Raw genomic sequence first — 24,511 nt, 5'->3', positions numbered from 1 at the left:
CGGCCGCGGCGACGTCTGGACCAGTCCCACGAAGAGGTGGTTGAACTCCTGCTCCACCAGACCGGAGCCCAGTCGGTCGGCCAGCAGGTGACGAACTCCGTCGTAGGCGGCGAGGGCCTCGGCCGTGCGGCCGGTGTCGTGCAGGGCGCGCAGCCGCAGGGTCTGGAGGGGCTCGTCGAGGGGGTGCGCGTCGCACAGCGCCGTGAGTTCCGGCAGGGCCCGGTCGGCCTCGCCGAGGGCGAGTGCGGCGGTGAGGCGGCTGCGGCGGGCGTCCAGGTGGCGGCTCTCCCAGCGGGCGGCCTGTGCGATGCGTCCCGGCAGGTCGGCGAGGACCGGCTCGTGCCACAGGGCGAGGGCGTCGTCGAGGAGGACGGCGGCCTCGGCTGCGTCTCCGTCGGCCAGGGCTCGCATCCCGTCGGCGGTGAGCCGTTCGAATCGGTGCAGGTCGACGGCGTCGGGCCCGGCGGCCAGCCGGTAGCCGCCGCCGTCGGCGGAGACCACCGCGCCGGCACCGAGGGCCCGGCGCAGGCGTCCCACCAGTGCCTGGAGGGCGCCCGTCGCGTCGGCCGGCGGGTCCCCGGCCCACACCTCCTCCACCAGCAGGCCCACGGACACGGTCCGCCCCGCGCGCAGGGCCAGCACGGTCAGCAGGGCACGCAGCCGTGCCCCGCCCACGGTGACGGCCGTGCCGTCGGGGCGGATCGCCTGGGTGGTGCCGAGGATGCGGTAGCGCACGGGGTCCATTGTCTCCGGAGGGTTCACGGCCGGTCACGGGGTCCGGGTGGCGTGGCTCCGGGCCGCCGGGGCGGGGTGCCCGGCACCGGGCCGGGAGGGTGTTCGGGGACGGTGGCGGGGGCGGTGGGCCCCGGTGCCGGCAGGTCCCGGTCCCCGCACCCGGTCCGGCGGGCGCCGCGGAACACGTGCCGCGGTCCCACGAGCCCACCCTCCAGGGAACCGGTGCCCCCGCGCGAGGCGTTTTCCGTCCGAGCCCGGTACGGTCGGGCAGGCCCACGCGTGGACGACCAGTCAGGGAGCCCCATGACCACCACCGCCGCCGCCCGCCGCGGCGACCGCACCATCAGCCCCGTCTTCCTCGGGATCCTGGCCGTGACGCTGGTCGCGGGCTGGGCGCTGTGGACCGGGTTCGCCGAGCAGCCCGGGGTGGCGGTGTTCCTGTTCGTGACCGCCGCCTGGATCGTGTCCCTGTGCCTGCACGAGTACGCCCATGCGCGCACCGCCCTGCACAGCGGCGACATCACGGTCGGGGCGAAGGGGTATCTGACGCTGAACCCGATGAAGTACACCCACGCGCTGCTCAGCGTCGTGCTGCCGGTGCTCTTCGTGATCATGGGCGGGATCGGGCTTCCGGGCGGCGCCGTCTTCATCGAGCGGAGCCGGATCCGGGGGCGCTGGCGGCACAGCCTGATCTCGGCGGCCGGCCCCCTGACGAACGTCCTGTTCGCGGCGGTGTGCACCGCGCCGTTCTGGCTGGACGCGCTGGACGGCGTGCCGCCCGACTTCCGGTACGCGCTCGCCTTCCTGGGGCTGCTCCAGGTCACGGCGGCGATCCTGAACTTCCTGCCGGTGCCCGGGCTGGACGGCTACGGCGTCGTCGAGCCCTGGTTGTCGCCCGGTGTGCGCCGCCAGGTGGAGCCGTTCGCGCCGTTCGGGCTGCTGTTCGTGTTCGCGCTGCTGTGGGTGCCGGAGCTCAACCGCGCGTTCTTCGGCCTGGTCGACACGGTCCTGGGCGGACTGGGTGTCGACCCGTCCTACACCGCTCGCGGCTGGAGCCTCTACCGGTTCTGGTGAGCCGACCGGCCCTGCCGGACGTAGTACCAGGTCATGTTGGACGACACCCCGGCCAGCAGCAGCCAGACGACCCCCAGCCAGCTGCCCTGGACGAAGGAGACCACGGCCGCGGCCACGGCGAGCACGCAGACGATCAGGGTGTGGAGGGCGAGGCGGGGCATGGCGGGGGGCTCCTGTCGGGGGACACTGCTGCGACGAACAGTGTCCCCCATGCGGTCACACGTCCGTGACGCGGAGCCCCGCGTGTGCCTTGTACCGGCGGTTGACCGAGATCAGGTTGGCCACCAGCGACTCCACCTGGTGGGCGTTGCGCAGCCGGCCGGCGAAGACGCCGCGCATGCCGGGGATGCGGCCGGCGAGGGCCTGGACGGCCTCGACGTCGGCGCGCTCCTCGCCGAGGACCATCACGTCGGTGTCGATCTCCTCGATCGCGGAGTCCTGGAGCAGGACGGCGGAGAGGTGGTGGAACGCCGCGGTGACCCGGGAGCCGGGCAGCAGGGCCGCCGCCTGCTCGGCGGCGCTGCCCTCCTCCGGCTTCAGCGCGAAGGCGCCCTTCTTGTCGAAGCCGAGCGGGTTGACGCAGTCGACGACGAGCTTCCCGGCCAGTTCCTCGCGCAGCGACCGGAGCGTCGCACCGTGGCCCTCCCAGGGCACCGCGACGATCACGATGTCGCTGCGCCGGGCGCACTCGGCGTTGTCGGCCCCCTCGATGCCGAAGCCGAGCTCGTCGGCGGCGGTGCGCGCGCGGTCGATGGCCCGGGAGCCGATGATCACCTTCTGCCCGGCCTTGGCGAGCCGGTAGGCGAGGCCCTTGCCCTGCGGCCCGGTCCCACCGAGCACGCCGACGACGAGCCCGGAGACGTCGGGCAGGTCCCAGGGGTCCTTGGCGGGAGCCTTCTGTGCACTGTCGGTAGAGGTCATGGGGCGACTCTACGTCCGTGGACGCACACCCACGGGCGCAGGTGGGCTCCGTCACGGACGGGGCGCGCGGCGACCGGTGTGCGGGCGCCGAAGTCGCCCCCGGTGCGCGGCAGTCGGGACGGGTGGGCGGGCCCGTCCCACGGCCGGCGGGCGTCAACGGCCGTGCGGCGGGCGTGGCATGCAGACGGGCCGGGTGCGCCGGAGGCGTCCGGCGCGGCGCGGCCGGAGTCCCCGGGTCGGGGGAATCCGGGGTGAACGCGACGCCGTGGCCGGCGGGGTGCGGCAGGATGCGGGCGCATGGACGCCGTACGGGTCGCGCTGCTGCGCGATGTGCTCGCCGGGACCGAGTGGCTGAGCGCCACCCGGAGGTTCGCCGGGGTGCTGCGGGGCTCGGTCGTGTCGCACGGGGGCGGGCTGCTGCTGGTGGGGACGCCGGAGTACGAGCCGTGGCACCTGGCCGCGCATCTGGTCGACGAAGCCGCGTGGTCGGGTGTGCCGGAGCTGGCGCCGACGCTGGTGCGGTACGACGTGCGCCCCAGCGACCCGGCGCACCTCGCGGTCGGGCCGGGACGGATCGAGGCGGCGCGGCGCGGGGAGACCCTGCTGGTCGTGGCCCCCGCGGAGCACGCGCCGCTGCTGGAGCGGGTGCACGCGGCACGGCGGGCCGGGGTGACGCTGCTGGCGCTCGGGGGCGGGGCGGGGGAGTTGGCCGGCATGGCGCACGAGGCGCTGGCCGTGCCGGAGGGCGCGGAGCTGGACCTGGACACCGTGCAGCATCTGGTGAGCGCGGCGGCCGGGGAGAACGCGGCGCCGGAGCGCGCGGGGCGGGGGCGGCTGCGGGACCGGCTGGCGCGGCTGGCGGAGTCTCTGACGGCACCGCCGCCGTCGCCCTGGTGACCCCTGGGAAAAGCGGTTGCCCGGGCACGCCGGACGCGCCGACCATCCTCGGGTGACCGACGCCTCCCCCGCTTCGCCCGCCACGGCGCGCCTTCGCGCCCTGCTTCCCGATCTCTCCCCCTGGCGGGCCTCCTCGGACTTCCGGCGCCTGTGGCTGGCGGGGCTGGTGTCGAACTTCGGGACGTTCCTGACGTTCGTCGCGCTGCCGGTGCAGGTGAAGGAACTGACCGGATCGGCCGCGGCGGTGGGGGCGATCGGCGCCGTGGAACTCGTGCCGCTGGTCGTGTGCGGGCTCTACGGCGGGGTGCTGGCCGACGCGTTCGACAAGCGGACCCTGATCGTGCGGACCGAGCTGGGGCTGGGTCTGCTCAGTGCGGTGCTGCTGGTGAACGCGCTGCTGCCGCACCCTGCCGTCTGGCCGCTGTACGTGGTCGCCGCGCTCTCCGCCGCGCTCACCTCCGTCCAGCGGCCCGCCCTGGACTCGTTGTGGCCCCGGATCGTGGCCCACGAGGACATGCCGGCCGCGGTGTCGCTGAACTCGCTGCGCTGGACGGTCGGCGGTGTCGCCGGCCCCGCGCTGGCGGGCGTGGTGGTGGCGTACGCCGGCCTCGGCTGGGCCTACGCGGCGGACGTGGCGACGTTCGCGGTGTCGATGGCGTTCCTGGTGCGCATCGCCTCCTCCCCGGCCTCCCACGAGGCGGCCGGGCCCTCGCTGCGGGCCGTCGCCGAGGGCGCCCGGTACGCCTGGAGCCGCAAGGAGCTGCTGGGCACGTACGACGTGCGCACCAGCGAGCACGCGGCGCGGCTGCGCGAGCGGCGCGCAGCCGTGCCCCGGGCCCGGACGGCGGACGCCTGATCAGTCGTCGTCGCCGGCCGCGTCGGCCGGGGCGTCGTGCCAGCGCGGGTCGTTCTCCCACTGGAGGTTGCGCTCGTGCGCCGTCTCCATCGCCTGCTCGGCCTCCTGCCGGGAGGCGTACGGGCCGAAGCGGTCCTTCGCCGGGCACTCGGGCCCTTCCTCGACCTTCTTGTGCTCCAGGCAGTAGTACCACTCGCCGGGCTTGCCGACCGTGCGCTTCTTGAACAGGGCCATGACCAGCTCCTCTCGCCAGGGACATGTTCCCCCATGCCCGCTGGATAGACTCGCCGGCATGTCTGGCCAGTCACTGCTTGTGCCGGGGGAGATCTCCCCCACCCGTTCCGTGCCCGGAAACATCCGCCGCCCCGAGTACGTCGGCAGACCCTCACCGGCGCCGTACACCGGACCGGAGGTGCAGACGCCGGAGACGATCGAGGCGATGCGCGTCGCGGGCCGGATCGCGGCGCAGGCGATGGCGGAGGCGGCGAGGCTGATCGCGCCGGGGGTGACCACGGACGAGCTGGACGAGGTGGCGCACGCGTACATGTGCGACCACGGGGCCTACCCCTCCACGCTGGGCTACCGGGGCTTCCCGAAGTCGTTGTGCACCTCGGTCAACGAGGTGATCTGCCACGGCATCCCGGACTCGACGGTGCTGCGCGACGGCGACATCGTCAACCTGGACGTGACGGCGTACATCGGCGGGGTGCACGGCGACAACAACGCCACCTACCTGGTGGGGGAGGTCGACGAGGAGAGCCGCCTGCTGGTCGAGCGCACGCGTGAGGCGCTGGAGCGGGCCGTCCGGGCGGTCAAACCGGGTCGCCAGGTGAACGTCATCGGCCGGGTCATCGAGTCCTACGCCAGGCGTTTCGGCTACGGCGTCGTGCGGGACTTCACCGGGCACGGCATCAGCACGTCGTTCCACTCGGGCCTGATCATCCCGCACTACGACAGCCCGCACGCGACGACGGTCATGCAGCCGGGCATGACGTTCACGATCGAGCCGATGCTGACGCTCGGCACGCACGAGTACGACATGTGGGACGACGGCTGGACGGTCGTGACGAAGGACCGCAGGCGCACGGCCCAGTTCGAGCACACACTGGTCGTGACGGACGCGGGGGCGGAGATCCTCACCCTGCCGTGACGGGACCCGCACCCCGGGAGCCCGCCCTCTGCCGGGGGCGGGCTCTCTCTTGTAGCCTTTTACCGACAGGTTGTCGGCAAATCCATTGACCAAGGCAAGCCTCACCTAAGAAAATGGGCGCTATGGACTCCTTCTCCGCAGTCATCCGCACGGCGTCCCACGAGCAGCACAGGGAGGCGGAGACCTCTACCTTCATGAGCGACCTGCTCGGCGGACGACTCGGCATCGACGCGTACGCCCGGTACACCGAGCAGCTGTGGTTCGTGTACGAGGCCCTGGAGGCCGCCGCGGACCGGCTGGCGGCGGATCCGGTGGCCGGGCCGTTCGTCCGTCCGGAGCTGTTCCGGCTCGCGGCCCTGGAGCGGGACCTGGCACACCTGCGGGGACCGGAGTGGCGGACCCGCCTCAGCGCGCTGCCGGCCACCGAGGCGTATGCCGGCCGGGTGCGCACGTGCGCCGAGCGGTGGCCCGCCGGGTACGTCGCCCACCACTACACCCGGTATCTGGGGGACCTGTCCGGCGGTCAGATCATCCGCGACCGCGCTGAGCGGACCTGGGGGTTCGCCCGCAAGGGCGACGGGGTCCGCTTCTACGTCTTCGAGCAGATCCCCAACCCGGCCGCGTTCAAGCGCGACTACCGGGGACTGCTGGACGGCATCGACGCGGACGAACTGGACCGGCAGCGGGTGGTGGCCGAGTGCAGGCGGGCGTTCGCACTCAACACGGCGGTGTTCCGGGCCCTGGGCGAGGAGTTCCCGCTGAGCGCGTGAGCCCCGCGCGACTCAGCGCTCCAGGAGTACCCGCCCGCCGATCTCCACCCAGCCGTGCGGCTGCGGTGCGGTGAGGATCTGGGAGCCGGCCCCCTGGGTGATGTTGAGGGCGCGGCCGAGCTGTGCGGTGAGCAGCAGGGCGGCCGCACCGGTCGCCTCGTCCTCCTCGACGCCGTCGTCGCGGCCGGGGAAGGCGCGGGCGCGGATCCGCCCGGCGGGTTCGTCCTCCCAGGCCCAGGCGTAGATCCACTCCCCCGGCGGCGGAACGGGCAGGTCGTCGACCTCGGCGGCGCTGCCGTACCGCCGCAGGGTGCGCGGCGGGGCCCACTCGGCCCGCGCCTCGATCCAGCTGAACTCCCCGTCCTGCCGGGCGCCGGCCACCCCGGCGGGCGTGACCAGTTCGGGCACGTCGAGCAGCCAGGCCGCGCCGACGCAGGGGTGACCGGCGAACGGCAGGCGCAGGGTGGGGGTGTAGATGTCGACGACACCGCGCTCGGGGTCGTCGACGAACACGGTCTCGCTGAAGCCGAGTTTGCCGGCGAGGGCCTGGCGCTCGTCCCGCCCGGGCAGGACGGAGCCGTCCCGGACGACACCGAGCTCGTTGCCGTATCCGCCGTTCGGCGCACAGAAGACGCGCAGTACGTCGTAGTCAGTCACCCGGGCATTGAAGCATCGCGCGGCGCCACGGTGGCGGCACGGCCGGCGCACGGGAGCATCCGGCCGGGCCGGACGCGGATGGCGCCGGACCGGGCGCTCACCGGGGGACACGGTGCCACGGCGGTGCACGGACCGGGGCCCATCACCCGTCCCCGCACCCCGCGGCTGATCCCGTGCGCCGGCCGTGCCGCCACCGGCGGCGGCCCACCGCCGTGTTCACCGAGTGACCGGAGAGCCCGCACGACCCTTCCCTTGACCGTCCCTTGACCCTTTCATGGGGTTCGCTTTGAGCCACCGAGATCACCCCGTGCCCCGGCGCCGCCGGTGAGAGGTGAATCACGGCACACCCGGTTATCAGGCAGGCAAGGCTTAGATAAGTTAGGCGAGCCTCACCAAATCCCGTGAGGGTTGTCGCGACGCCTTTCAGCCATAGAAGTCATCCGCCAGGAGCCCGTATGCGAGCCGCCAGACTGCCCGTCGTCACCGTTGCCGCCACGGCGGCGGCCCTGACCGCCGTCACCGGCTGCACCCAGAAGAGCGAGGCGGACGACAACCGCACGATCCAGGTGACCGCCGCCGACAGCACCTGCGAGACCTCCGCCGCCTCGGTGCCCGCCGGCCACGTCACGCTGAAGATCGAGAACAAGGGCTCCAAGGCGACCGAGGTCGAGATCCTCTTCCCCGACGACCGGATCGTCTCCGAGAAGGAGAACATCGGCCCCGGCACCAAGTACACGCTGACCGCCGAGGTGAAGGCCGGCGACTACGAGATCGCCTGCCTGCCCGGCATGAAGGGCCACGGTATCCGCCAGAAGCTCACCGTCACCGGCGGGGCCACCGCCGAGCGCGACCCGCGCCTGGACAAGGCCGTCGCCGCCTACCGCGAGTACGCCAAGGCCCAGGCCGACGAGACACTGCCCAAGGCCGGGACGTTCGCCGCGGCGGTCAGGGCCGGCGACGTGGAGGCCGCCAAGAAGGCCTACGCCCTCTCCCGCATCGGCTGGGAGCGCACCGAGCCGGTCGCCGAGTCCTTCGGCGACATCGACCCCAAGGTCGACGTCCGCGAGGACGGCCTGGAGGCCGGCCAGAAGTGGACCGGCTGGCACCGGCTGGAGAAGGCCCTGTGGCACGACGGCAGGATCGGCGCCGAGGAGAAGGCCCTCGCCGACCAGCTCGTCACCGACCTGAAGGACTGGCAGAGCCGCGTCGGCAAGGCCGAGATCACCCCCACCTCCATGGCCAACGGCGCCAAGGAACTCCTCGACGAGGTCGCCACCGGCAAGGTCACCGGCGAGGAGGAGCGCTACTCGCACACCGACCTGGTCGACTTCAAGGCCAACGTCGAGGGCGCGCAGAAGTCGTACGAGCTGCTCAAGCCGGTCGCCCAGGAGAACGACAAGGCCCTGACCGCCGAGCTGGACGAGCAGTTCACCGCGCTGAACACGCTGCTCGACCACTACCGCGCCGACTCCGGCTCCTACGTGTTCACGTCCTACGACAAGGTCGGCGACGCCGACCGCAAGAAGCTCTCGGACGCGGTGAACGCGCTCGCGGAGCCGCTGTCGAAGCTCGCCGCCGCCGTCGTGAAGTAGTGAGGGACACCCAGCAATGACGGACTCCCAGGAGACTCGAAGCACCGCCGCGCAGGACACCGGCGCCGGGACGACGCCCTCGCGCCGCTCGGTGATCGGCTGGGGCGGCGCGGGGCTCGCGCTCGGTGCCGCCGTGGCCGGCGGCGCCGTCGCCATGACCCGCACCGGCGACGACATGGACCCCGCCGGCGCGGCCATGGGCGCGGCGGTGGACTTCCACGGCGCCCACCAGGCCGGTATCGCCACACCCGTGCAGGACCGGCTGCACTTCGCCGCGTTCGACGTCAAGAGCGACGACCGGGACGCCTTCGTCCAGCTCCTGAAGGACTGGACCGAGGCCGCCCGCCGGATGACCGCCGGCAAGGCGGTCGGTGACGGCGCCTACGGCGGGCTGCCCGCGGCCCCGCCGGACGACACCGGCGAGGCACTCGGCCTGAAGCCGTCGCGGCTGACGCTCACCATCGGCTTCGGCCCGTCACTGTTCGAGCGGTTCGGACTGGCGGACAAGCGGCCCGAGGGGCTGGTCGACCTGCCGAAGTTCCCGGGCGACAACCTCGACCGGAACCGCAGCGGCGGCGACCTGTGCATCCAGGCCTGCTCCGACGACCCGCAGGTCGCCGTGCACGCCGTGCGCAACCTGGCCCGCATCGGCTTCGGCAAGGTCGCCGTGCGCTGGTCCCAGCTCGGCTTCGGCAAGACCTCCTCCACCACCCCGGACGAGCAGACCCCGCGCAACCTCATGGGGTTCAAGGACGGCACCCGCAACATCGCCGGGACGGAGACGGACCGGCTCAAGCGGTTCGTGTGGGTGGACGGCAACGACGGCGGCAAGGAGGCGTCCTGGATGGCGGGCGGCTCCTACCTGGTCGCCCGGCGCATCCGGATGAACATCGAGACCTGGGACCGCACCTCCCTGCAGGAGCAGGAGGACATCTTCGGGCGGGACAAGGGCGAGGGCGCACCGGTCGGCAAGGCCAAGGAGCGGGACGAGCCGTTCCTGAAGGCGATGAAGCCCGACGCGCACGTGCGGCTCGCCCACCCCGACGCCAACAACGGGGTCGCCATCCTGCGCCGCGGCTACTCCTTCACCGACGGCACCGACGGTCTCGGCCGGCTGGACGCGGGACTGTTCTTCCTCGCCTACCAGCGCGACGTCCGCAAGGGCTTCATCCGGATCCAGCAGCAGCTGTCGCGCAGCGACGCGCTCAACGAGTACATCCAGCACGTGGGTTCCGCGGTCTTCGCGGTCCCGCCCGGCGTCCGCGACCAGGACGACTGGTGGGGACGGACCCTGTTCTCCGAGGAGGCGTAGGGCCCGTGTTCTCCAACTACCTGATCGGTCTGCGCGAGGGGCTGGAAGCCAGCCTCGTCGTCTGCATCCTCATCGCCTACCTGGTCAAGACCGGCCGCCGGGACGCCCTCCGTCCGATCTGGATCGGCATCGGCATCGCCGTCACCATCGCCCTCGGCTTCGGCTGCGCGCTCGAGTTCGGCTCGCAGGAGCTGACCTTCGAGGCGCAGGAGGCGCTCGGCGGCACACTGTCGGTCGTCGCCGTGGGCCTGGTGACCTGGATGGTGTTCTGGATGCGGCGCACCGCCCGGCACCTGAAGGCGGAGCTGCACGGCAAGCTGGACGCGGCACTGCAGATGGGCACGGCCGCGCTGGTGGCCACGGCGTTCCTCGCCGTCGGCCGCGAGGGCCTGGAGACCGCCCTGTTCGTGTGGGCCTCCGTCCACGCCGCCTCCGACGGCACCCCGCGCCCGCTGATCGGAGTGGCGCTGGGCCTGGCCACGGCGGTCCTGCTCGGGTGGCTGTTCTACCGGGGCGCCCTGAAGATCAACCTCGCGAAGTTCTTCACCTGGACCGGCGGGATGCTGGTCGTCGTCGCAGCCGGTGTGCTGGCGTACGGCTTCCACGACCTCCAGGAGGCCGGCTGGCTGCCCGGCCTGCGGAACACGGCGTTCGACATCAGCGGTGCCATCCCGCCGGACAGCTGGTACGGGACGCTCCTCAAGGGCGTCTTCAACTTCCAGCCCGACCCGACCGTCCTCCAGGTCACGGTGTGGCTGCTGTACGTGGTCCCGGTGCTGGTGCTGTTCCTGGCGCCGGTGGGGTTCGCCCCCGGCACCAAGCGGGAGCAGACTCCTCCGCCGGTGCGCGGCAAGGCCTGACGGGGCGTCGGGGACGGCGGCCCACCGCTGTTCCGCCGTCCCGCGGCCGGTCGCCCGCCGCGCCCCGGGATGGGCACCCGGCGCCCGCGGGCCGCCCCGCCCCGGTAGGGTTTCGCCTCCGGGAAGGGGAAGTGAAGGAGCCCGATGACCACGCTACGCAGCGGTCGACGCCTTCGCAGGCGTCAGCGGAACGCACTCATAGCAGCGGCCTTGACCGCCTTGTCGCTGTCGACCGGTGGATGCGTGGTGGTGCACGGGGAACGCGCTGTGCTCCCGGCCACCACGCCCGGCGAGGCGGCGAAGGCGCTGGAACAGTTCACGACCGCGTACAACCGGGCCGACCGGGCCTACGACACCTCCCTGGACGCCGACCACACCACCGGGACCCTGGCCGACATCGACACGGCCCGGCTGACGGCGGGGCACGCCAACCACCCCGCCGGCAACCCGCGGCACACGCCGCTGAAGCTGACCGACGTGCGGTTCACCATCCCCAGGAAGGCGGGCTGGCCGCGCTGGTTCGTCGCCGACACCCGGTCCAACAAGAGCTCCTCGGCACGCTGGCTGCTGGTCTTCCTGCGCCGTGACCTCGACGAACCGTGGCAGGTGTCGTACCTGACGCCGGTCCCCCGCGGCGCCGTGCCGCAGTTCGCCCGGGACGCCGACGGGTTCGCCGAGACCGTGCCCGCCGACTCACCGGAACTGGCGGTCCGCCCGCAGGAGCTGAGCCGGGCCTACGTGGACTACCTGCAGAGCGGCAACGGTTCCTTCGCGGACGGCGCCCACACCAGCGTCTGGCGCGCGCAGCGCGAGAGGAACGCCAGCAAGCCGGGCCTGGCGACGCAGTACATCGACGAGCCGCTGACCGAGGGCGACCACGCGCCGCTCGCGCTGCGCACCGCGGACGGCGGGGCGCTGGTGTTCTTCTCCACCCACCACTACCGCAAGCAGACCGCGGCGGCGGGCACCACCGTGCCCGCGCCGAACCAGGACGTGCTGGCCCTGACGAAGGGCGAGATCAAGCAGTCCTTCACGATGGAGTTCGTCTCCGGCGAGGTGGCCCTGGATCCGGGGAAGGCCTCCGGCGGCGGCTCGGGTGACGCGGTGATCGTGCTGGGCCGCGTCCAGGGCATGACGGCAGCCCAGGGCGGCTGAGCGGGCGCCGGGCCGCGTCAGTGGCGCAGGGGCCAGGCCGCGCCCGCATGGTGCGGGTCCTCGCCGACATACCGGGCACAGGCGTCGGTGAGGACCTCCAGCAGGCTCAACGGGTCGGGCAGCGGATGCTCGGGGCCGCGCACCCAGTGCACCGTCCGCCCGTCGCCGGGCAGCCGCGCGGGCGGTACGAGGACGTAGGAGCCGCGGCAGTGCCAGCGCAGGCCGGGATGCTCGTCCATGGTCTCCGGGTGGCAGTCCAGCTCGCACGGCCACCATTCGTCCTCGTCCTCGGGGGTGCCGCGGGTGAGGGCGAAGAACAGCATGCGGCCGTCGTCGCTCTCGGCGACCGGCCCGACCTCGGTCCCCGCCTCCAGCAGGCGCGCCAGTGCCTGCCGGCCGGCCTCCAGCGGGACGTCGAGGACGTCGTGGACCATGCCGGTCGCGGTGATGAAGTTGGCCTGCGGCTGGTGGCGGGCCCAGCGTTCGATCTGGGCACGGTCGGTGGTGGACTGCGTCTGCCAGGCGAACGACACCGGGTGCCGGGCCGGGGTGGGGCAGCCGACGCGGTCGCAGGAGCAGCGGTAGCCGGGCGCCGGGTACGCGGCGGGCGCGAGCGGCAGTCCCGCCCTGGCGGCGGCGAGCAGCAGGGCCTCACGGCCGCCGTCGCCGGCGGACTGGTCCGGACCGCCCCCGCGCAGCCACTGGGTGAGTCTGCCCCGCAGGCCGGTTCGGCCACCGAACTCCGCGCTCATCTATCCCCTCGCCTCGCTGTCGTGCAGAACAGCATGCCCTATGGTCCCACCTTCCCACCCATCGGGGGGCCGGAGCACCCAATCCGGGCAGGCAGGACAAGGAGCGCATGATTCCGGATCAACGCCCCTCAGGGACGTGGCCGAATGCGGGGGTACGACGGGACGCGGCGAGGGCGGGGCCGTCACGCGCGCGGCCCGGGGCGCTCGGCGGGGTGCCGGGGCACCCGTTCGGGAACGGACCGGTGACCGGGCCGGGCGGGTCAGTCGGCGTGCGGGGGCCAGGGGCCGCCCCACTCGACGTCCCGGGCCGCCCTGTACAGGTCGCCGTGCCGCTTGGTGACCGTCGTGCGGTCCAGCCGGCCGTCGTCGAGGCACAGGTCGAGCAGGACCTGCCCCTTGCGGATCTGCGGCCTGCGCACGACGCGGGCCGGGGCCGCGGAGACGACGGGGACACGGCTGGCGGCGACGTACGCGAACTTCTCGTCCTCGTAGGCGAGCGAGCCGCCCTTGACCTGGCGGTGCAGGGAGGAACGGCTGACCCGGGCCGAGAAGTGGCACCAGTCGGTACCGGGCGCGATCGGGCAGGCGCCGCTGTGCGGGCAGGGCGCGGCGATGCGGAGACCGGCGGCGGCCAGCCGCTCGCGGGCCTCGATGACCCGGCTGTACCCGTCGGGGGTGCCCGGCTCGACGATCACGACCGCCTGCGCGGCCGAGGCGGCGGCGTCGACGAGGGCGGCGCGGTCGGCGGCGGTGAGCTCGTTGAGGACGTAGGAGACGGTGACGAGGTCGGTGGGGTCGAGGGTGAGCGCCGTCCCGATGCGGGCCCGTTCCCAGCGGGCGTCGCGCAGGGCCGGGTTCGCGGCGGCGATCTCCCGGCCGAGGGCGAGGGCCGGCTCGGCCCAGTCGAGCACGGTGACCGGCCGCGACCCGTCCCAGACGGCGGTGACGGCCCACGTCGCAGCCCCTGTCCCGCCGCCGACGTCCACGTGCCCCGCGGGCACCCAGCCGGGCACGGCGTCCGCGAACGCCTCCAGCGCCGAGCGCACCGCCTCGAAGGTCGCCGGCATCCGGTAGGCGGCGTAGGCGGCCACGTCGGCCCGGTCGCGCAGGATCGGCGCGTCGGTCGGGGTGGCCCCGCGGTAGTGGCCGATCAGCCGTTCCACGGCTTGCGCGGCCCGCCGGGGCGGGAGGCCGTCGAGGAGGCCGGCGAGGGCGCCGCGCAGGGCGCCGGCCGGGGAGGCCGAAGAGGCGTGCGGAAGGGCGGGGGCGTTCACCCGGCGATTGTCTCACCGGGCGGCCGGGCGGCCGGGCGGCCGGGCGGCCGGTGCGGGCAGGTCAGGCCCGGTCGGTGAGTTCCTCGGCGTACACCTGGGACAGGGGCTGCGGTCCGACGTACTGCTGGCAGTTACACTGCCCGGACTCGTAGCGCACCGGCTTCTTGTTCTCGTCCCAGGCCGTCGGGACCTCCACCCGCTCGTGGCACCTGCCCTGCTTGTCGTGCTTGGCGAGGTGGTGGGTGCAGCCGCAGACGGGCTCGGGGGTGCGGTGCGCGGCCTCGACGGCCAGACGGTCCTGCCGGGCGGCCTCCATCATCTGCATGCGGCGTTCGTGGCGGTTGCGCAGCGCGGTGCGGACGTTGTCCGCGACCCAGGCGAATCCCCCCGTCCAGAACACGATGAGAACGACCCAGATCCAGTCCATCAGTTCCCCCTGGCCATGCGTGCCGGCACCCCGTCCGCATGACGGGCCGGCCCCAGGATAGTGCGCGGCCCCGGGCCGGCGAAGGGGCGGATCCGCGGGGCGGTCCGGCCCGCCGGGCACCCGGCACGGACGCGGGTCTGCGCCCGGCGACCGTATGCCGCGCCACGCCACCGTGGCGCGGCACACGGTCCCGGCTATCCGGCCGTTCCGGGGACCGCCTGCACGGCCCGCGCAAGCCGGGTCGCCGCCGCGGCGCGCGGCCGGCTGTCCGGGGCGCGGCGGCGCGGGTGGACCGTGTTGGCCAGCAGCACCAGGAAGGTGTCCGTCGCCGGGTCCACGACCAGTGAGGTGCCGGTGAAGCCGGTGTGGCCCGCCGCACCGCGCCCCGCCAGCTCCCCCATGAACCACCCCTGGTCCACGGCGAACCCCAGCCCCGGAGGCGCCAGCAGCAGCTCCACGAGGTCGGGGCCGAGGATGCGGGCCGGCCCGTAGGCGCCGCCCGCCAGCAGGGCGCGGCAGAAGACCGCCAGGTCGCGGCCGGTGGAGAACAGGCCCGCGTGCCCGGCGACGCCGCCCAGCGCCCAGGCGTTCTCGTCGTGGACCTCGCCCCGCAGCATGCCCCGGTCGGCCTTGGCCCACGGCCGGCGCTGGTCCTCGGTGGCCGCCGCGCCGGGGCAGGGGCCGAAGCGGGTGTCGGCCATGCCGAGCGGGCGGGTGATCCCGTCGTGGACGAGGACGTCCAGGGGGCGGCCGGTGAGGCGTTCCAGCAGGTGCTGCAGGAGCAGCATGTTCACGTCGGAGTAGAGGTGGATGCCGGGCGGGCCGACCGGTGCCTGGGCCCTCAGCAGCGCCAGGCGCTCCGCCTCGTCGGCACAGTCGTACAGCGGCACCTCCGGTGCGAGTCCGGAGGTGTGGGTGAGCAGCTGCCGTACGGTGACGCCGTGCTCGGCGGCCCCGCGGAAGTCGGGCAGGTACGCACCGACCCGGGCGTCGATGCCGAGGGTGCCGCGCTCGATCTGCTGCACGGCGGCGACCGAGGTGAACAGTTTGGTCAGGGAGGCCAGGTCGAAGGGTGTGTCCACGGTCGCCGGAACCCGGCCGGAGGCGTCGAGCTCGACGCCCGTGTCGGTGCCGGGGTCGTAGGCGGCGTACCGGACGGCGTCTCCCGCCGCCTCCTCCACCGCCACGACCGGGCCGCGCCCGGCCACCACGACGGCGCCGGCCGCCCAGGGCCGCCTCCCGGTGACACGGCCGCGGACCTCGCGCACCATGCGATCCAGTTCCCCGGGGTCGAGTCCGGCCCGCTCGGGTGTGTCCCTGCGCAGTCTCGGCGCGCTCAGCTCTCTTCTCCCAGGTTCCCGGCCGCGCCGGGACGGGGCGTGGTCCCGTCCTCCGCGTCCGCTCGCGTCCTCCAGGGACGGCACATTGCCATGAAGCAGGCCAGCGCCACCAGTCCGGCCGCCAGCTGGACGACGGCCATGGGCACGGCGGTGTGCTCTCCGGCGATGCCGACGAGCGGGGAGGCGATCGCTCCGATGAGGAAGGAGGACGTGCCGAGCAGGGCGGAGGCGGAGCCGGCGGAGTGCCGGGTGCGCAGCAGGGCGAGGGACTGGGTGTTGGGCAGGGTGACGCCCATCGCCGACATCAGCACGAACAGGGCCGCGGCCACCGGCCCGAGTCCCACCTCGCCGAAGACCCCGGTCGCCATCAGCAGCAGGGCCGAGGCGGCGAGGACGATGACGGCGAGGCCGGTGCCGAGGACCCGGTCCAGCGGGACCCGGCCGACGAGCACCTTGCCGTTGATCTGGCCGACGACGACCAGCCCGACGGAGTTCAGGCCGAACAGCAGGCTGAAGGTCTGCGGGGAGGCGCCGTAGATCTCCTGGACGACGAAGGGCGAGGCGGAGATGTAGGCGAAGAGCGCGGCGAAGGCGAAACCGCCGGCCAGCATGTACCCGGTGAAGGGGAGGTCGGTCAGGAGCCGGCGCATGGAGTGCAGTGCCTCGCCGACGCCGCCGGAGTGGCGTGCGGCGGGCGGCAGGGTCTCCGGCAGCCGGAACCACACGAGCGCGCAGAGCACCACCCCGACGGCGGTGAGGACGACGAACACCCCCCGCCAGTCGGTGACCCGCAGGATCTGTCCTCCGATCAGCGGGGCGACGATCGGGGCGGCGCCGGAGATCAGCATCAGGGTGGAGAAGAACCGGGCCATGGCCACGCCGTCGTAGAGGTCCCGGACGACGGCCCGGGCGATCACGATCCCGGCGGCGCCCGCGAGTCCCTGTGCGAGGCGGAGGACGACCAGGATCCCGACCGTCGGCGCGATCGCGCAGAGCGCGGTGGCGACGACGTAGACGGCGAGGCCGGCGAGGAGCGGGCGGCGGCGGCCCCACCGGTCACTCATCGGGCCGACGACCAGTTGCCCGAGCGCCATGCCGGCCAGGCAGGCGGTGAGGGTGAGCTGGACGGTGGAGGCGGGGGCGTGCAGGGACCGGGTGACCTCCGGCAGGGAGGGCAGGTACATGTCCATCGCCAGTGGGGGTGTGGCGGTCAGTCCGCCGAGCACCAGTGTGACGAGCAGGCCGGTGCGGCGCTGCGCGGCACCGGTCCGCGCCGCCGTGTCGCCCGCCGGAGCCTGTGGCCCCGTGTCCGGTACGGCCGCCCGTTTCACCCTCGGTATCGGCGCCCCTCCCTCGGACATGCGCCCCTCCCTTCGTTCGGCCGTCCGGCTCCTTCTGCGACAGATGCGGCCCCTATGCTCTCAGGTCGGACGAGTTGCTTGAAGGTGCAACAGTGAGACGGGGCGTTGGGGCGCCGGACAGCGTGCGGTGGGGGATCCGCCGGTTCCGCTTGACCGCACGCTCGCGGTGATGCGCCACTCGACGCGATCCGGGACCGCATCGGCGTGCGCTACCCGGACGACGCCCCCGAGGCGGACCCCGCCCCGGGCCTCGTGCCGACCTGAGCCCCGGACGCCGCTCAGGAGGGGCTCGCGGGCGAAGGGCGCGGGCCGTGGGGCGCGCCCGGTGTCCGCCGCACCGGCGGGCCCGCGACCGGCGGCCACATGACGGAACGGCGGGTCCCGCCGTGCGGGCCCTCACCTACGCTGCCCCACCATGAACGCCGAGCGAACCTTCGAACAGTCCAAGACCGCCGTGGTGACGGGCGCCGGGTCCGGGATCGGCCGCGCGGTCGCCGTGGAGCTGCTGGGCGCCGGCTGGTCGGTGGCCCTGGCCGGACGCCGCACACAGGCGCTGGAGGAGACCGCCGCCCTGGCGCCGGGGACCCCCTCCCTCACCGTGCGCACCGACGTCACCCGCCCCGAGGACGTGGCGGCGCTCTTCGCCGCCACCGCCGAGCGCTTCGGCCGGGTGGACCTGCTGTTCAACAACGCGGGGACGAGCGGGCCGGGCGGGGTGCCGGTGGAGGAACTGTCCTACGAGGCCTGGCGGCAGGTGGTGGACACCAATCTCAACGGGGCCTTCCTGTGCGCCCGCGCCGCCTTCCGCCGGATGAAGGAGCAGGAGCCGCAGGGCGGCCGGATCATCAACAACGGCTCGGTCTCGGCCCACACGCCCCGCCCGCACTCCGCCGCGTACACGGCCACCAAGCACGCGCTGACCGGGCTGACCAAGTCACTGTCCCTGGACGGGCGGCCGTACCGGATCGCCGTCGGCCAGATCGACATCGGCAACGCGGCGACCGACATGACGGCGCGTATGCGGACGGGGATCCTCCAGGCCAACGGCGACATCGTGCCTGAGCCCGTGATGGACGTGGCCGACGTGGCACGCACCGTGCGGCACATGGCGGAGCTGCCACTGGAGGCGAACGTCCAGTTCGCCACCGTGCTGGCGACGACGATGCCCTACGTGGGGCGGGGCTGACCCTTCGATCCACACAAGCGGAATTTGAACATCCGCCCTATTGCGACCGATAGGGGACTTATGCTCAACTCTTCTCCACCAGAGCTTCACAGTTGGAGCACTGGCCCTCCGTGGCCATACCGAGGGAGGGAAGCGGCAGCCGTCCCGCAGCAGCACCGGCTGGGGGTGGACCCCGCGCGGGACCGCCGGGTGTGCACCGGGGCGCGGGACGGCTGCCGCACTCCCGGCCCGGGCGCCACAACGCCCGGCGGGGGTCCCGCACACCCGCGGTGGGGACCGTGCACGACGTCCTGGGCAGGTCGGGCGAAGCCCGCGGCGGTTCGGCGGCGTCCCGACGGGGCGCGGGGAACTGCGCAACCAGCCACGACGGCTCCGCAGCCGGCCGACGCGATACGCGGCACCCCCAGCTCAGCGCTCAGGCCTGGCCCGTCTCGAAGCGGGTGATCCTGCCGTCGTCCGCGACGGTGAAGCGCCAGCGGGTGCGCATCTCGCCCCAGGTGTCGTTGCTGTAGCGGGCCACCAGAGCGCGCCCCCCGTCGGACTCGTTGTCGACCTCCAGATGGCCGTGGGTGGAGAAGATCTCCCGGTCGACCCAGTCGGCGAGGTCGCGGTCCGAACCGTCGTCGGACATGGTCGCGTCGGGGGTGAGCAGCGCCAGGAAGCCTTCGCGGTCATGGGCGTTGACGGCGCCGACGAACGCGCGGACGGCCGGGTCGCTGAGTCTGGAGATCTGAATCGCCATGCCGGCCACCCTCGCACCGGTCCTGCGCCCCCGCCACCCGGGCCTCGCGTCCGGGCCACCCGAACGGTCCCCCGGACGGGGTGGCCGGACCCCGCAGGTGCGACGGTGGGTGCACGGGAGGGGGATCCGCGAGAGGACTGGAACCATGACCTTCTACCGGCGACGCGACCTGGGCCTGCTGCTGCTCCGGCTGGGCACCGGCGGCGTACTGGCCGCGCACGGCGCGCAGAAGCTGTTCGGCTGGTTCGGCGGGCATGGAATCGAGGGCACCGGGCGGTTCATGGAGTCCGTCGGCTACAGCCCGGGCAAGGCCAGCGCGACGGCGGCCGGACTGGCGGAGGCGGGCGGCGGCGCCCTGCTGGCGCTGGGCCTGGCCACCCCGGCGGCCGGCGCCGCGGCGGCCGGCGCGATGGCGGGCGCGGCCTCGGTGCACGCCCCCAACGGCTTCTTCAACCAAGGGGGCGGGTACGAGTACGCCGCCTCCCTCGGCCTGACCGCCGCCGGCCTCGCCGTCACCGGTCCCGGCCGGCTCTCCCTGGACCACGCCCTGGGCCACACGGCCGACCGGGGCTGGATGGTCCCCTTCGCCTTCGGCGCGACCGGCCTGGCGACCGCCGTGATCGTGGGGATGCGCATCCGGCGGCTGCGGCTGCGGGAACAGGGGGAGCAGGAGGCGCTGTTCGAGGAGGAGTTCGCCCTGCCCACCCGGGGGAACTGAGGCGTTCCCCCTCCGGCGGGGCCGGCCGCTCGGCCGGCCCGCGACGGGGGCGAGGCGGCGGGCACGCCGCCCGGGCCGGAGCGCCCGCCCGGCCGCGCCGACGCACCGCCCGCGCCGGCGGGGGGCTGCCCGGGCGACGGGCACGCCTGGCAGGCTTCGGGGCATGAGTGAGAACGACATCGCCCCCGCCGCCCTCTGGGACACCGTCGACGCCCTCTGGGCCTGGCTGGAGGCCGGGCAGCCGCACGGCGGCCGGGAGGGGCTGCTCCTGCGCGTCCTGAAGCTGTCGGAGGAGGTCGGCGAGGTCGCACAGGCCGTGATCGGCGCGACCGGACAGAACCCGCGCAAGGGCACCACGCACACCTGGGACGACGTACGGTCCGAACTGTGCGACGTGGCCGTCACCGCGCTGGTGGCGCTGCGCACCCTCACCCCCGACGCCCACGAGGTCTTCACCCGGCATCTGGAGGCGGTGGCGCGCCGCTCGCTCGCCCCGGCGGCCCCCGAGGCACCGTGACGGCGGCACCCGCGGCCCGAAGTGGCCTACGCCTCAGCCGGCAACCGGTGTTACCGGTGTGAGGGACGGGAGTGACGGGCAGTCAAAGCGCGTGCGCAAACGAATGGACTGGAACATGTGGGGGGACGCGTGAGCGTGTGCGTGATCGGTGCGGGCCTGTCGGGACTGGCGGCCGCGCACGCGCTCAGGGCAAGGGGCGCCGACGTCGTCTGCCTGGAGAAGGCACCCGACGTCGGCGGCATCTGGCGGCAGCCGGGGGCCGGTGAGCGCGGCCCGGCCTACCAGGCGCTGCACCTCAACAGTGCCCGGCAGCTGACCGGTTACGCGGACTTCCCCATGCCGGACTCGTTCCCCCTCTACCCCCGGCACAGCGATGTGGCCGCGTATCTGCGGTCGTTCGCCGAGTGGGCGGGTCTGCTGCCCTGCGTGGAGCTGCGCACCGAGGTGCTCTCGGTGCGGCAGGAGACGGACGGGGCGTGGACGGTCGTCAGCCGGGACGCCTCGGGGGCCGAGCGGGTGCGCCGCTTCGCGCACGTCGTCGTCGCCTCCGGGCACCACACCGAGGCGGCGATGCCGGATCCGCTGCCCCCGGGGGCCGACACCTTCGACGGAACGATCCTGCACTCGATGGACTACCAGGACGGCGGCGACTACGCCGGGCAGCGCGTGGTCGTCGTGGGCCTCGGGGCGTCGGCGGTGGACATCGCCGCGGACCTGTCCCGGCACGCCGCGCGGACATGGCTGTCGGTGCGACGCGGGCTGCACATCATCCCCAAGCAGCTCTTCGGCATGTCCGTGGACCTGATCGCGGACGCCCCGTGGTTCACCACCATGTCCTTCCCCGAGCAGCGCCGCTTCGTCGAGCAGGCCCTGCGGGTGGCCCGCGGCAGGCTGTCCGACTACGGCCTGCCCGAGCCCGACCACCCCATCTTCTCCTCGGCGGTGACCATCTCCGACGAGATCCTCAGCCGGATACGGCACGGAGCGGTGATCCCGAGGCCCGCGATCGACTCGTTCGACGGCGGCCGGGTCGTCTTCACGGACGGCAGCTCCGCCGAGGCCGACGCGGTGGTGTACTGCACCGGCTTCCGCATGGCCTTCCCCTTCCTGCCCGCCGGCTGTCCGGTGTCCGAGGGCGGCCCGGTCGAGCTGTACCGCCGTATCGCCGCCCCGGACCGGCCCGGCCTGTACTTCCTCGGCCTGATCCGTCCGCACGGCTCCATCACGCGCCTCGTCGAGGCCCAGGCACGCTGGGTGGCCCGGCTCGTGGACGGAAGCGCCGACCTGCCGTCCGCGGAGGTCATGCGCAAGGAGATCGACACGTACCTGGGAGCGATCAGGGAGCGCTACGGCAGCACGGAGGGCTTCTCCGTCCAGGTCGACGTCGGCCCCTACCTGAGGGAACTGCAGGACGCGTGAACCCCGGCGAGGCTCCCGGTGGCCGCCGTGCCGCCGGGAGCCTCGCCTGCGGTGGCAAGACCTCAGAGCACGGTCTCGGGCAGCACGGACGGCACGGTCGACGGCGGGCGGACCGCGTAGGCCTCCGCGGAGATGTACACGGTCACCCGCGGCGGGTGGCCGTGCTGGTGGGCCAGACCGAGGTAGGCGAGAAGGCCCACACCGTCCTCCAGCCGCCGGTCGGTGACGGCGGGCAGCGCGTTCAGCAGGGGCGCGGGATCGATGCCGTACCGCCCCAGGACGGCCACCGCCCGCCGGCAGGCCTCCGTGTCGTCGCGGGCGTGGTCCCGGACGGGGACGTAGAGCGTGAAGCCGCTCGGCAGGCCGGTCGCGGTCTCCGTGAACGCGTGGCACGACTGACCGGGGCGCACGGCCGGCCGAGCCCCGTCGGTACCGGTGGCCAGCTCGAAGAAGGCGCGGACCTCCGCGGGGCCGGGTCCGGGCTCCATCCGGCTCAGCCCGCCCGCCCGGGCGGCGGACAGGCCCTGGTGGGCCTGGTAGACCTTGAGCCGGGGTTCCTCCCAGTCGCCGAGGTCCAGCGCGAGGAACAGGTGCCGGTCGGCCTCGGGCAGCGCGTCGAACGCCCGGTCGTGGCCGAGCCGGCGCAGCGCCTCCCGTACGGTCTCCCCGGCGCGGTCCGCCCCGCGGGCCGCCGGGTTGAGGTACACCTTCACCTTCGGCACCCCGCCGGGCCGCAGCTCCAGCGCGCACCACAGGGCGAACGGGCCCTCGGGCGACAGTGGCAGGAACAGGTCCCGGAGGGTGTCGAGGGGGGCGGTGGAGAAGTTCCAGCGCCGGGCCATCTCCCGCACGGCGGCGAGCCCCGCCCGACCGCTGTGAGCCAGGCTGCCTGCGCCGCAGCCCGGTTCCAGCAGCACGCGCAGGGTGGGAGCCGTGCCGGGGGTGAAGGAGAGGGAGTACTCCACGGGCGTGTGGTCGTCGGACAGGAACGTCGAGTTGACCGGCGGCTGGTCCAGCGGCCGGTCGGCCACCGGGCCCAGCGCGTCGACGAGGGTGCGTCCGTAGGAGTCGGCGTCGGCCGGGCCGAGCCCGGCGACCGCGCACAGCCGGCGCAGCTGCCCGGCGGTGAGCGCTCCGAGCGAACCCGGGCGCTCAAGAAGATACCCGCCGGGCGGGGCGGGTATCGGAGGGTCCCATGCGGTGGGGTGTGACCTGGATGCGGCGTGCGTGGGTATGTGGTCCACGACACCTCCTTTGCCTCGTAAGCAACACGGAATACCGCGCTCCTCACTACCCCTGTGGTTGAACCCTCATGCGATCAGCCAGAGTTGGGGGATGTCGTGTGAATCACCTCACGGACGGTGAACCATCACTTGGTGAGCCAGCCGAGGAACTGGCTCCACAGGCCGCCGCGTTCGGCCCTGCGACCGCCCGCCGGCGCCGGGCCGGGATGCGCGGGCGACTCGGGGTGGGCCGCCGGCGACGCCGCACGATGACGGGACCCCACCGGTGTGAACCGGGCGGGCAGCGTGGTCAGGCCGCGGTTGAAGGGGCCGGGACGCCAGGTCAGGCTGTCCTCGGGGACGGCGAGCTCGACGTCCGGGAGCCGGTTGAGCAGGTTCTCCACCGCGGTGACCGTGATCTGCCGGGCGGGCTCCTTGGACGGGCAGGCGTGCGGACCCGCGCTCCAGGCCAGATGGGCCCGGTTGCTGCCGGACTGCCGGGCCGCGGTCAGCGCCGGGCCTGTGTTGGCGGCGGCGAAGCTGACCAGCATCAGGTCCCCCGCCTGCACCTTCTGCCCGGCGAACTCCAGGTCGGCGGCCGGGTAGTGGGGGGCGAGGTTCTGCATGGGCGGGTTCTCCCACAGGGTGTCGTCGAGCGCCTCGTCGATGAGGCCACCGCTGTGGGCGTACGCGTCGTGGGTGAGCAGGCGGTGCAGGGTGTTGCCGATCAGGTTCCGCAGCGGTTCGTTGCCGGCGATCATCAGCAACGCCGTCTGATGGACCATCTCCTCGTCGGTGAGGCGGGACTGATGCTCCATCAGCCAGGAGGTGACGTCCTCACCGGGCCGGGACCGCTTCAGCGCCACGAGCTCGCCGATGGCGGCGAACATCACCTCCATGGCCCGCTCGGCGTTGACGCCGTCGAACATGTTGGTGATGCCGAACAGCACGCGGTCGCCGATGTCGGCGGGGCAGCCGAACAGTTCGTTGAACACGAACAGCGGCAGCTGCCTGGCGTAGTCGCCGAGCAGATCGGCGGAACCACGGGTGCCGAACTGCTCGATCAGGTAGTCGGAGACCTGCTCGGTGGTGCGGCTGAGCCGGCGCGTGTCGACACGGGCCATGCTGTCCGTGATCGCCTGGCGCAGCCGCAGGTGCTCGGCACCGTCGGCGAACATGCAGTTGGGCCGGTACGCCAGCAGGGGGCCGACCGGGCTGTCCGCGGGGATGCGGCCCTCGTTGAAGTCGCGCCAGCGGCGGGCGTCCTTGCGGAACGAGCCGGAGTCGTGCAGAAGCTGCAACGCGGTCTGGTAGTCGGTGACGAGCGTCGCCTCGACGCCGGGAGCGAGCTCCACCGGCGCGGTGGGGCCGTAGCGGCGCAGATAGGCGTAGTAGGCCTGCGGGTCGGCCGCGAACTCCGGCCCGTACAGCGGCACCCGGCCGCCGGAGCCGTGGGCCGGGCACCCCGGCGGGGGAACCGGGGCGGGGGTGTGAGCGTCCATGTCTGCTCTCAGTTCTCAGGGAAGGAGCCCTGACGGGCCGTGGGTCGGTGAGGTGCCCGGTGCGCCGGGAG

The 24,511-nt window shown here is 73.6% G+C and carries 25 protein-coding genes and 1 pseudogene; 13 read left to right on the top strand and 13 right to left on the bottom strand.

Going from position 1 to position 24,511, the window contains the following annotated elements; genetic code table 11:
- Positions 1 to 744, bottom strand: a 744-nt coding sequence (locus I3F54_RS28790; protein ID WP_240121852.1) for an AfsR/SARP family transcriptional regulator, incomplete at its 3' end; no start/stop codon positions are given.
- Positions 745 to 1,038: 294 nt separating this feature from the next.
- On the opposite strand from I3F54_RS28790, the gene I3F54_RS28785 reads away from it, so the two are divergent.
- A complete protein-coding gene (locus I3F54_RS28785) occupies positions 1,039 to 1,809 on the top strand; it encodes a site-2 protease family protein (RefSeq protein WP_240121851.1) in 771 nt (256 codons plus the stop codon).
- Here I3F54_RS28785 and I3F54_RS28780 read toward each other — a convergent pair.
- Together I3F54_RS28780 and npdG are read right to left on the bottom strand one after the other, a co-directional pair.
- Positions 1,794 to 2,021 (bottom strand): hypothetical protein, encoded by a 228-nt coding sequence (locus tag I3F54_RS28780; RefSeq protein WP_240121850.1) that lies wholly within the window; start codon positions 2,019 to 2,021, stop codon positions 1,794 to 1,796. The two genes, I3F54_RS28785 and I3F54_RS28780, sit on opposite strands and share 16 nt — an antisense overlap.
- A gap of 4 nt (positions 2,022 to 2,025) precedes the next feature.
- On the bottom strand, positions 2,026 to 2,730 hold the full coding sequence (npdG, locus tag I3F54_RS28775; protein ID WP_240121849.1) for an NADPH-dependent F420 reductase: 705 nt from the start codon (positions 2,728 to 2,730) through the stop codon (positions 2,026 to 2,028).
- 297 nt (positions 2,731 to 3,027) lie between these two features.
- Here npdG and I3F54_RS28770 point away from each other — a divergent pair, with 297 nt between their 5' ends.
- Together I3F54_RS28770 and I3F54_RS28765 are read left to right on the top strand one after the other, a co-directional pair.
- Positions 3,028 to 3,627, top strand: a complete 600-nt coding sequence (locus tag I3F54_RS28770; protein WP_240121848.1) for a hypothetical protein — start codon at positions 3,028 to 3,030, stop codon at positions 3,625 to 3,627.
- Positions 3,628 to 3,679: 52 nt separating this feature from the next.
- Positions 3,680 to 4,408 (top strand): annotated as a pseudogene (locus tag I3F54_RS28765) (MFS transporter); the annotation flags it as partial.
- 75 nt (positions 4,409 to 4,483) lie between these two features.
- On the opposite strand, the gene I3F54_RS28760 reads toward I3F54_RS28765, so the two are convergent.
- Positions 4,484 to 4,717 (bottom strand): hypothetical protein, encoded by a 234-nt coding sequence (locus I3F54_RS28760; protein WP_240121847.1) that lies wholly within the window; start codon positions 4,715 to 4,717, stop codon positions 4,484 to 4,486.
- A gap of 58 nt (positions 4,718 to 4,775) precedes the next feature.
- Between I3F54_RS28760 and map the strand changes: the two genes are divergently transcribed.
- A complete protein-coding gene (gene map / locus I3F54_RS28755; RefSeq protein WP_240121846.1) occupies positions 4,776 to 5,633 on the top strand; it encodes a type I methionyl aminopeptidase in 858 nt (285 codons plus the stop codon).
- A gap of 122 nt (positions 5,634 to 5,755) precedes the next feature.
- Positions 5,756 to 6,403 carry a heme oxygenase (biliverdin-producing) gene (locus I3F54_RS28750; protein ID WP_240121845.1) on the top strand — a complete coding sequence of 216 codons (648 nt, stop codon included), beginning with the start codon at positions 5,756 to 5,758 and terminating at the stop codon, positions 6,401 to 6,403.
- Between the two features lie 12 nt (positions 6,404 to 6,415).
- Here the strand turns inward: I3F54_RS28750 and I3F54_RS28745 are convergent, their stop codons facing one another.
- Positions 6,416 to 7,060, bottom strand: coding sequence for a PhzF family phenazine biosynthesis protein (locus tag I3F54_RS28745; protein WP_240121844.1), 645 nt, complete (start codon positions 7,058 to 7,060; stop codon positions 6,416 to 6,418).
- A gap of 455 nt (positions 7,061 to 7,515) precedes the next feature.
- Here I3F54_RS28745 and efeO point away from each other — a divergent pair, with 455 nt between their 5' ends.
- From efeO to I3F54_RS28725, 4 genes are all read left to right on the top strand, one after another.
- On the top strand, positions 7,516 to 8,652 hold the full coding sequence (gene efeO, locus I3F54_RS28740; protein WP_240121843.1) for an iron uptake system protein EfeO: 1,137 nt from the start codon (positions 7,516 to 7,518) through the stop codon (positions 8,650 to 8,652).
- 16 nt (positions 8,653 to 8,668) lie between these two features.
- Positions 8,669 to 9,964 (top strand): iron uptake transporter deferrochelatase/peroxidase subunit, encoded by a 1,296-nt coding sequence (gene efeB, locus I3F54_RS28735; protein WP_240121842.1) that lies wholly within the window; start codon positions 8,669 to 8,671, stop codon positions 9,962 to 9,964.
- 5 nt (positions 9,965 to 9,969) lie between these two features.
- Entirely contained in the window at positions 9,970 to 10,824 is an 855-nt protein-coding gene (gene efeU, locus I3F54_RS28730) for an iron uptake transporter permease EfeU (RefSeq protein WP_240121841.1), read from the top strand.
- A 144-nt stretch (positions 10,825 to 10,968) separates the two neighbouring features.
- A complete protein-coding gene (locus I3F54_RS28725) occupies positions 10,969 to 11,979 on the top strand; it encodes a hypothetical protein (protein WP_240121840.1) in 1,011 nt (336 codons plus the stop codon).
- 17 nt (positions 11,980 to 11,996) lie between these two features.
- Here the strand turns inward: I3F54_RS28725 and I3F54_RS28720 are convergent, their stop codons facing one another.
- The 5 genes from I3F54_RS28720 to I3F54_RS28700 form a co-directional block, all read right to left on the bottom strand.
- On the bottom strand, positions 11,997 to 12,731 hold the full coding sequence (locus I3F54_RS28720; protein ID WP_240121839.1) for a bifunctional DNA primase/polymerase: 735 nt from the start codon (positions 12,729 to 12,731) through the stop codon (positions 11,997 to 11,999).
- A 260-nt stretch (positions 12,732 to 12,991) separates the two neighbouring features.
- A complete protein-coding gene (locus I3F54_RS28715) occupies positions 12,992 to 14,005 on the bottom strand; it encodes a small ribosomal subunit Rsm22 family protein (protein WP_240121838.1) in 1,014 nt (337 codons plus the stop codon).
- Between the two features lie 61 nt (positions 14,006 to 14,066).
- A complete protein-coding gene (locus I3F54_RS28710) occupies positions 14,067 to 14,432 on the bottom strand; it encodes a hypothetical protein (protein ID WP_240121837.1) in 366 nt (121 codons plus the stop codon).
- A 194-nt stretch (positions 14,433 to 14,626) separates the two neighbouring features.
- On the bottom strand, positions 14,627 to 15,856 hold the full coding sequence (locus I3F54_RS28705; protein WP_374205979.1) for a serine hydrolase domain-containing protein: 1,230 nt from the start codon (positions 15,854 to 15,856) through the stop codon (positions 14,627 to 14,629).
- Complete coding sequence (locus I3F54_RS28700; protein ID WP_240121835.1) at positions 15,769 to 17,133, bottom strand: multidrug effflux MFS transporter; 1,365 nt, start codon at positions 17,131 to 17,133, stop codon at positions 15,769 to 15,771. Before I3F54_RS28700 ends, I3F54_RS28705 begins: the two co-directional genes overlap by 88 nt.
- Positions 17,134 to 17,548: 415 nt before the next feature.
- Between I3F54_RS28700 and I3F54_RS28695 the strand changes: the two genes are divergently transcribed.
- Entirely contained in the window at positions 17,549 to 18,319 is a 771-nt protein-coding gene (locus I3F54_RS28695) for an SDR family oxidoreductase (RefSeq protein ID WP_240121834.1), read from the top strand.
- 415 nt (positions 18,320 to 18,734) lie between these two features.
- Here I3F54_RS28695 and I3F54_RS28690 read toward each other — a convergent pair whose 3' ends face one another.
- Positions 18,735 to 19,061, bottom strand: a complete 327-nt coding sequence (locus tag I3F54_RS28690) for a nuclear transport factor 2 family protein (protein ID WP_240121833.1) — start codon at positions 19,059 to 19,061, stop codon at positions 18,735 to 18,737.
- 145 nt (positions 19,062 to 19,206) lie between these two features.
- Between I3F54_RS28690 and I3F54_RS28685 the strand changes: the two genes are divergently transcribed.
- From I3F54_RS28685 to I3F54_RS28675, 3 genes are all read left to right on the top strand, one after another.
- Entirely contained in the window at positions 19,207 to 19,779 is a 573-nt protein-coding gene (locus I3F54_RS28685) for a DoxX family membrane protein (RefSeq protein WP_240121832.1), read from the top strand.
- A gap of 163 nt (positions 19,780 to 19,942) precedes the next feature.
- Complete coding sequence (locus I3F54_RS28680; RefSeq protein ID WP_240121831.1) at positions 19,943 to 20,296, top strand: MazG-like family protein; 354 nt, start codon at positions 19,943 to 19,945, stop codon at positions 20,294 to 20,296.
- 129 nt (positions 20,297 to 20,425) lie between these two features.
- On the top strand, positions 20,426 to 21,715 hold the full coding sequence (locus I3F54_RS28675) for an FAD-dependent oxidoreductase (protein WP_240121830.1): 1,290 nt from the start codon (positions 20,426 to 20,428) through the stop codon (positions 21,713 to 21,715).
- Positions 21,716 to 21,777: 62 nt separating this feature from the next.
- Here I3F54_RS28675 and I3F54_RS28670 read toward each other — a convergent pair whose 3' ends face one another.
- Entirely contained in the window at positions 21,778 to 22,959 is a 1,182-nt protein-coding gene (locus I3F54_RS28670; RefSeq protein ID WP_240121829.1) for a tryptophan dimethylallyltransferase family protein, read from the bottom strand.
- 125 nt (positions 22,960 to 23,084) lie between these two features.
- The gene (locus I3F54_RS28665) at positions 23,085 to 24,440 is read right to left on the bottom strand and encodes a cytochrome P450 (RefSeq protein WP_240121828.1); all 1,356 of its coding nucleotides are present in this window, start codon (positions 24,438 to 24,440) and stop codon (positions 23,085 to 23,087) included.
- Positions 24,441 to 24,511 lie beyond the last annotated feature (71 nt).

This window comes from Streptomyces sp. MUM 2J, assembly GCF_022414535.1.
Taxonomy (GTDB): domain Bacteria; phylum Actinomycetota; class Actinomycetes; order Streptomycetales; family Streptomycetaceae; genus Streptomyces.
The sequence above is the reverse complement of the archived record's forward strand: the minus strand, read 5'-3'. Positions and strand labels throughout refer to the sequence as shown.

What these genes read in the sequence shown, in the direction of transcription:
- I3F54_RS28785 (WP_240121851.1), top strand. Translation starts at nt 1,039, where the DNA reads ATGACCACCACCGCCGCCGCCCGCCGCGGCGACCGCACCATCAGCCCC.
- I3F54_RS28780 (WP_240121850.1), bottom strand. Translation starts at nt 2,021, where the DNA reads ATGGGGGACACTGTTCGTCGCAGCAGTGTCCCCCGACAGGAGCCCCCC.
- npdG (WP_240121849.1), bottom strand. Translation starts at nt 2,730, where the DNA reads ATGACCTCTACCGACAGTGCACAGAAGGCTCCCGCCAAGGACCCCTGG.
- I3F54_RS28770 (WP_240121848.1), top strand. Translation starts at nt 3,028, where the DNA reads ATGGACGCCGTACGGGTCGCGCTGCTGCGCGATGTGCTCGCCGGGACC.
- I3F54_RS28760 (WP_240121847.1), bottom strand. Translation starts at nt 4,717, where the DNA reads ATGGCCCTGTTCAAGAAGCGCACGGTCGGCAAGCCCGGCGAGTGGTAC.
- map (WP_240121846.1), top strand. Translation starts at nt 4,776, where the DNA reads ATGTCTGGCCAGTCACTGCTTGTGCCGGGGGAGATCTCCCCCACCCGT.
- I3F54_RS28750 (WP_240121845.1), top strand. Translation starts at nt 5,756, where the DNA reads ATGGACTCCTTCTCCGCAGTCATCCGCACGGCGTCCCACGAGCAGCAC.
- efeO (WP_240121843.1), top strand. Translation starts at nt 7,516, where the DNA reads ATGCGAGCCGCCAGACTGCCCGTCGTCACCGTTGCCGCCACGGCGGCG.
- efeB (WP_240121842.1), top strand. Translation starts at nt 8,669, where the DNA reads ATGACGGACTCCCAGGAGACTCGAAGCACCGCCGCGCAGGACACCGGC.
- I3F54_RS28725 (WP_240121840.1), top strand. Translation starts at nt 10,969, where the DNA reads ATGACCACGCTACGCAGCGGTCGACGCCTTCGCAGGCGTCAGCGGAAC.
- I3F54_RS28720 (WP_240121839.1), bottom strand. Translation starts at nt 12,731, where the DNA reads ATGAGCGCGGAGTTCGGTGGCCGAACCGGCCTGCGGGGCAGACTCACC.
- I3F54_RS28710 (WP_240121837.1), bottom strand. Translation starts at nt 14,432, where the DNA reads ATGGACTGGATCTGGGTCGTTCTCATCGTGTTCTGGACGGGGGGATTC.
- I3F54_RS28700 (WP_240121835.1), bottom strand. Translation starts at nt 17,133, where the DNA reads ATGTCCGAGGGAGGGGCGCCGATACCGAGGGTGAAACGGGCGGCCGTA.
- I3F54_RS28695 (WP_240121834.1), top strand. Translation starts at nt 17,549, where the DNA reads ATGAACGCCGAGCGAACCTTCGAACAGTCCAAGACCGCCGTGGTGACG.
- I3F54_RS28690 (WP_240121833.1), bottom strand. Translation starts at nt 19,061, where the DNA reads ATGGCGATTCAGATCTCCAGACTCAGCGACCCGGCCGTCCGCGCGTTC.
- I3F54_RS28685 (WP_240121832.1), top strand. Translation starts at nt 19,207, where the DNA reads ATGACCTTCTACCGGCGACGCGACCTGGGCCTGCTGCTGCTCCGGCTG.
- I3F54_RS28680 (WP_240121831.1), top strand. Translation starts at nt 19,943, where the DNA reads ATGAGTGAGAACGACATCGCCCCCGCCGCCCTCTGGGACACCGTCGAC.
- I3F54_RS28665 (WP_240121828.1), bottom strand. Translation starts at nt 24,440, where the DNA reads ATGGACGCTCACACCCCCGCCCCGGTTCCCCCGCCGGGGTGCCCGGCC.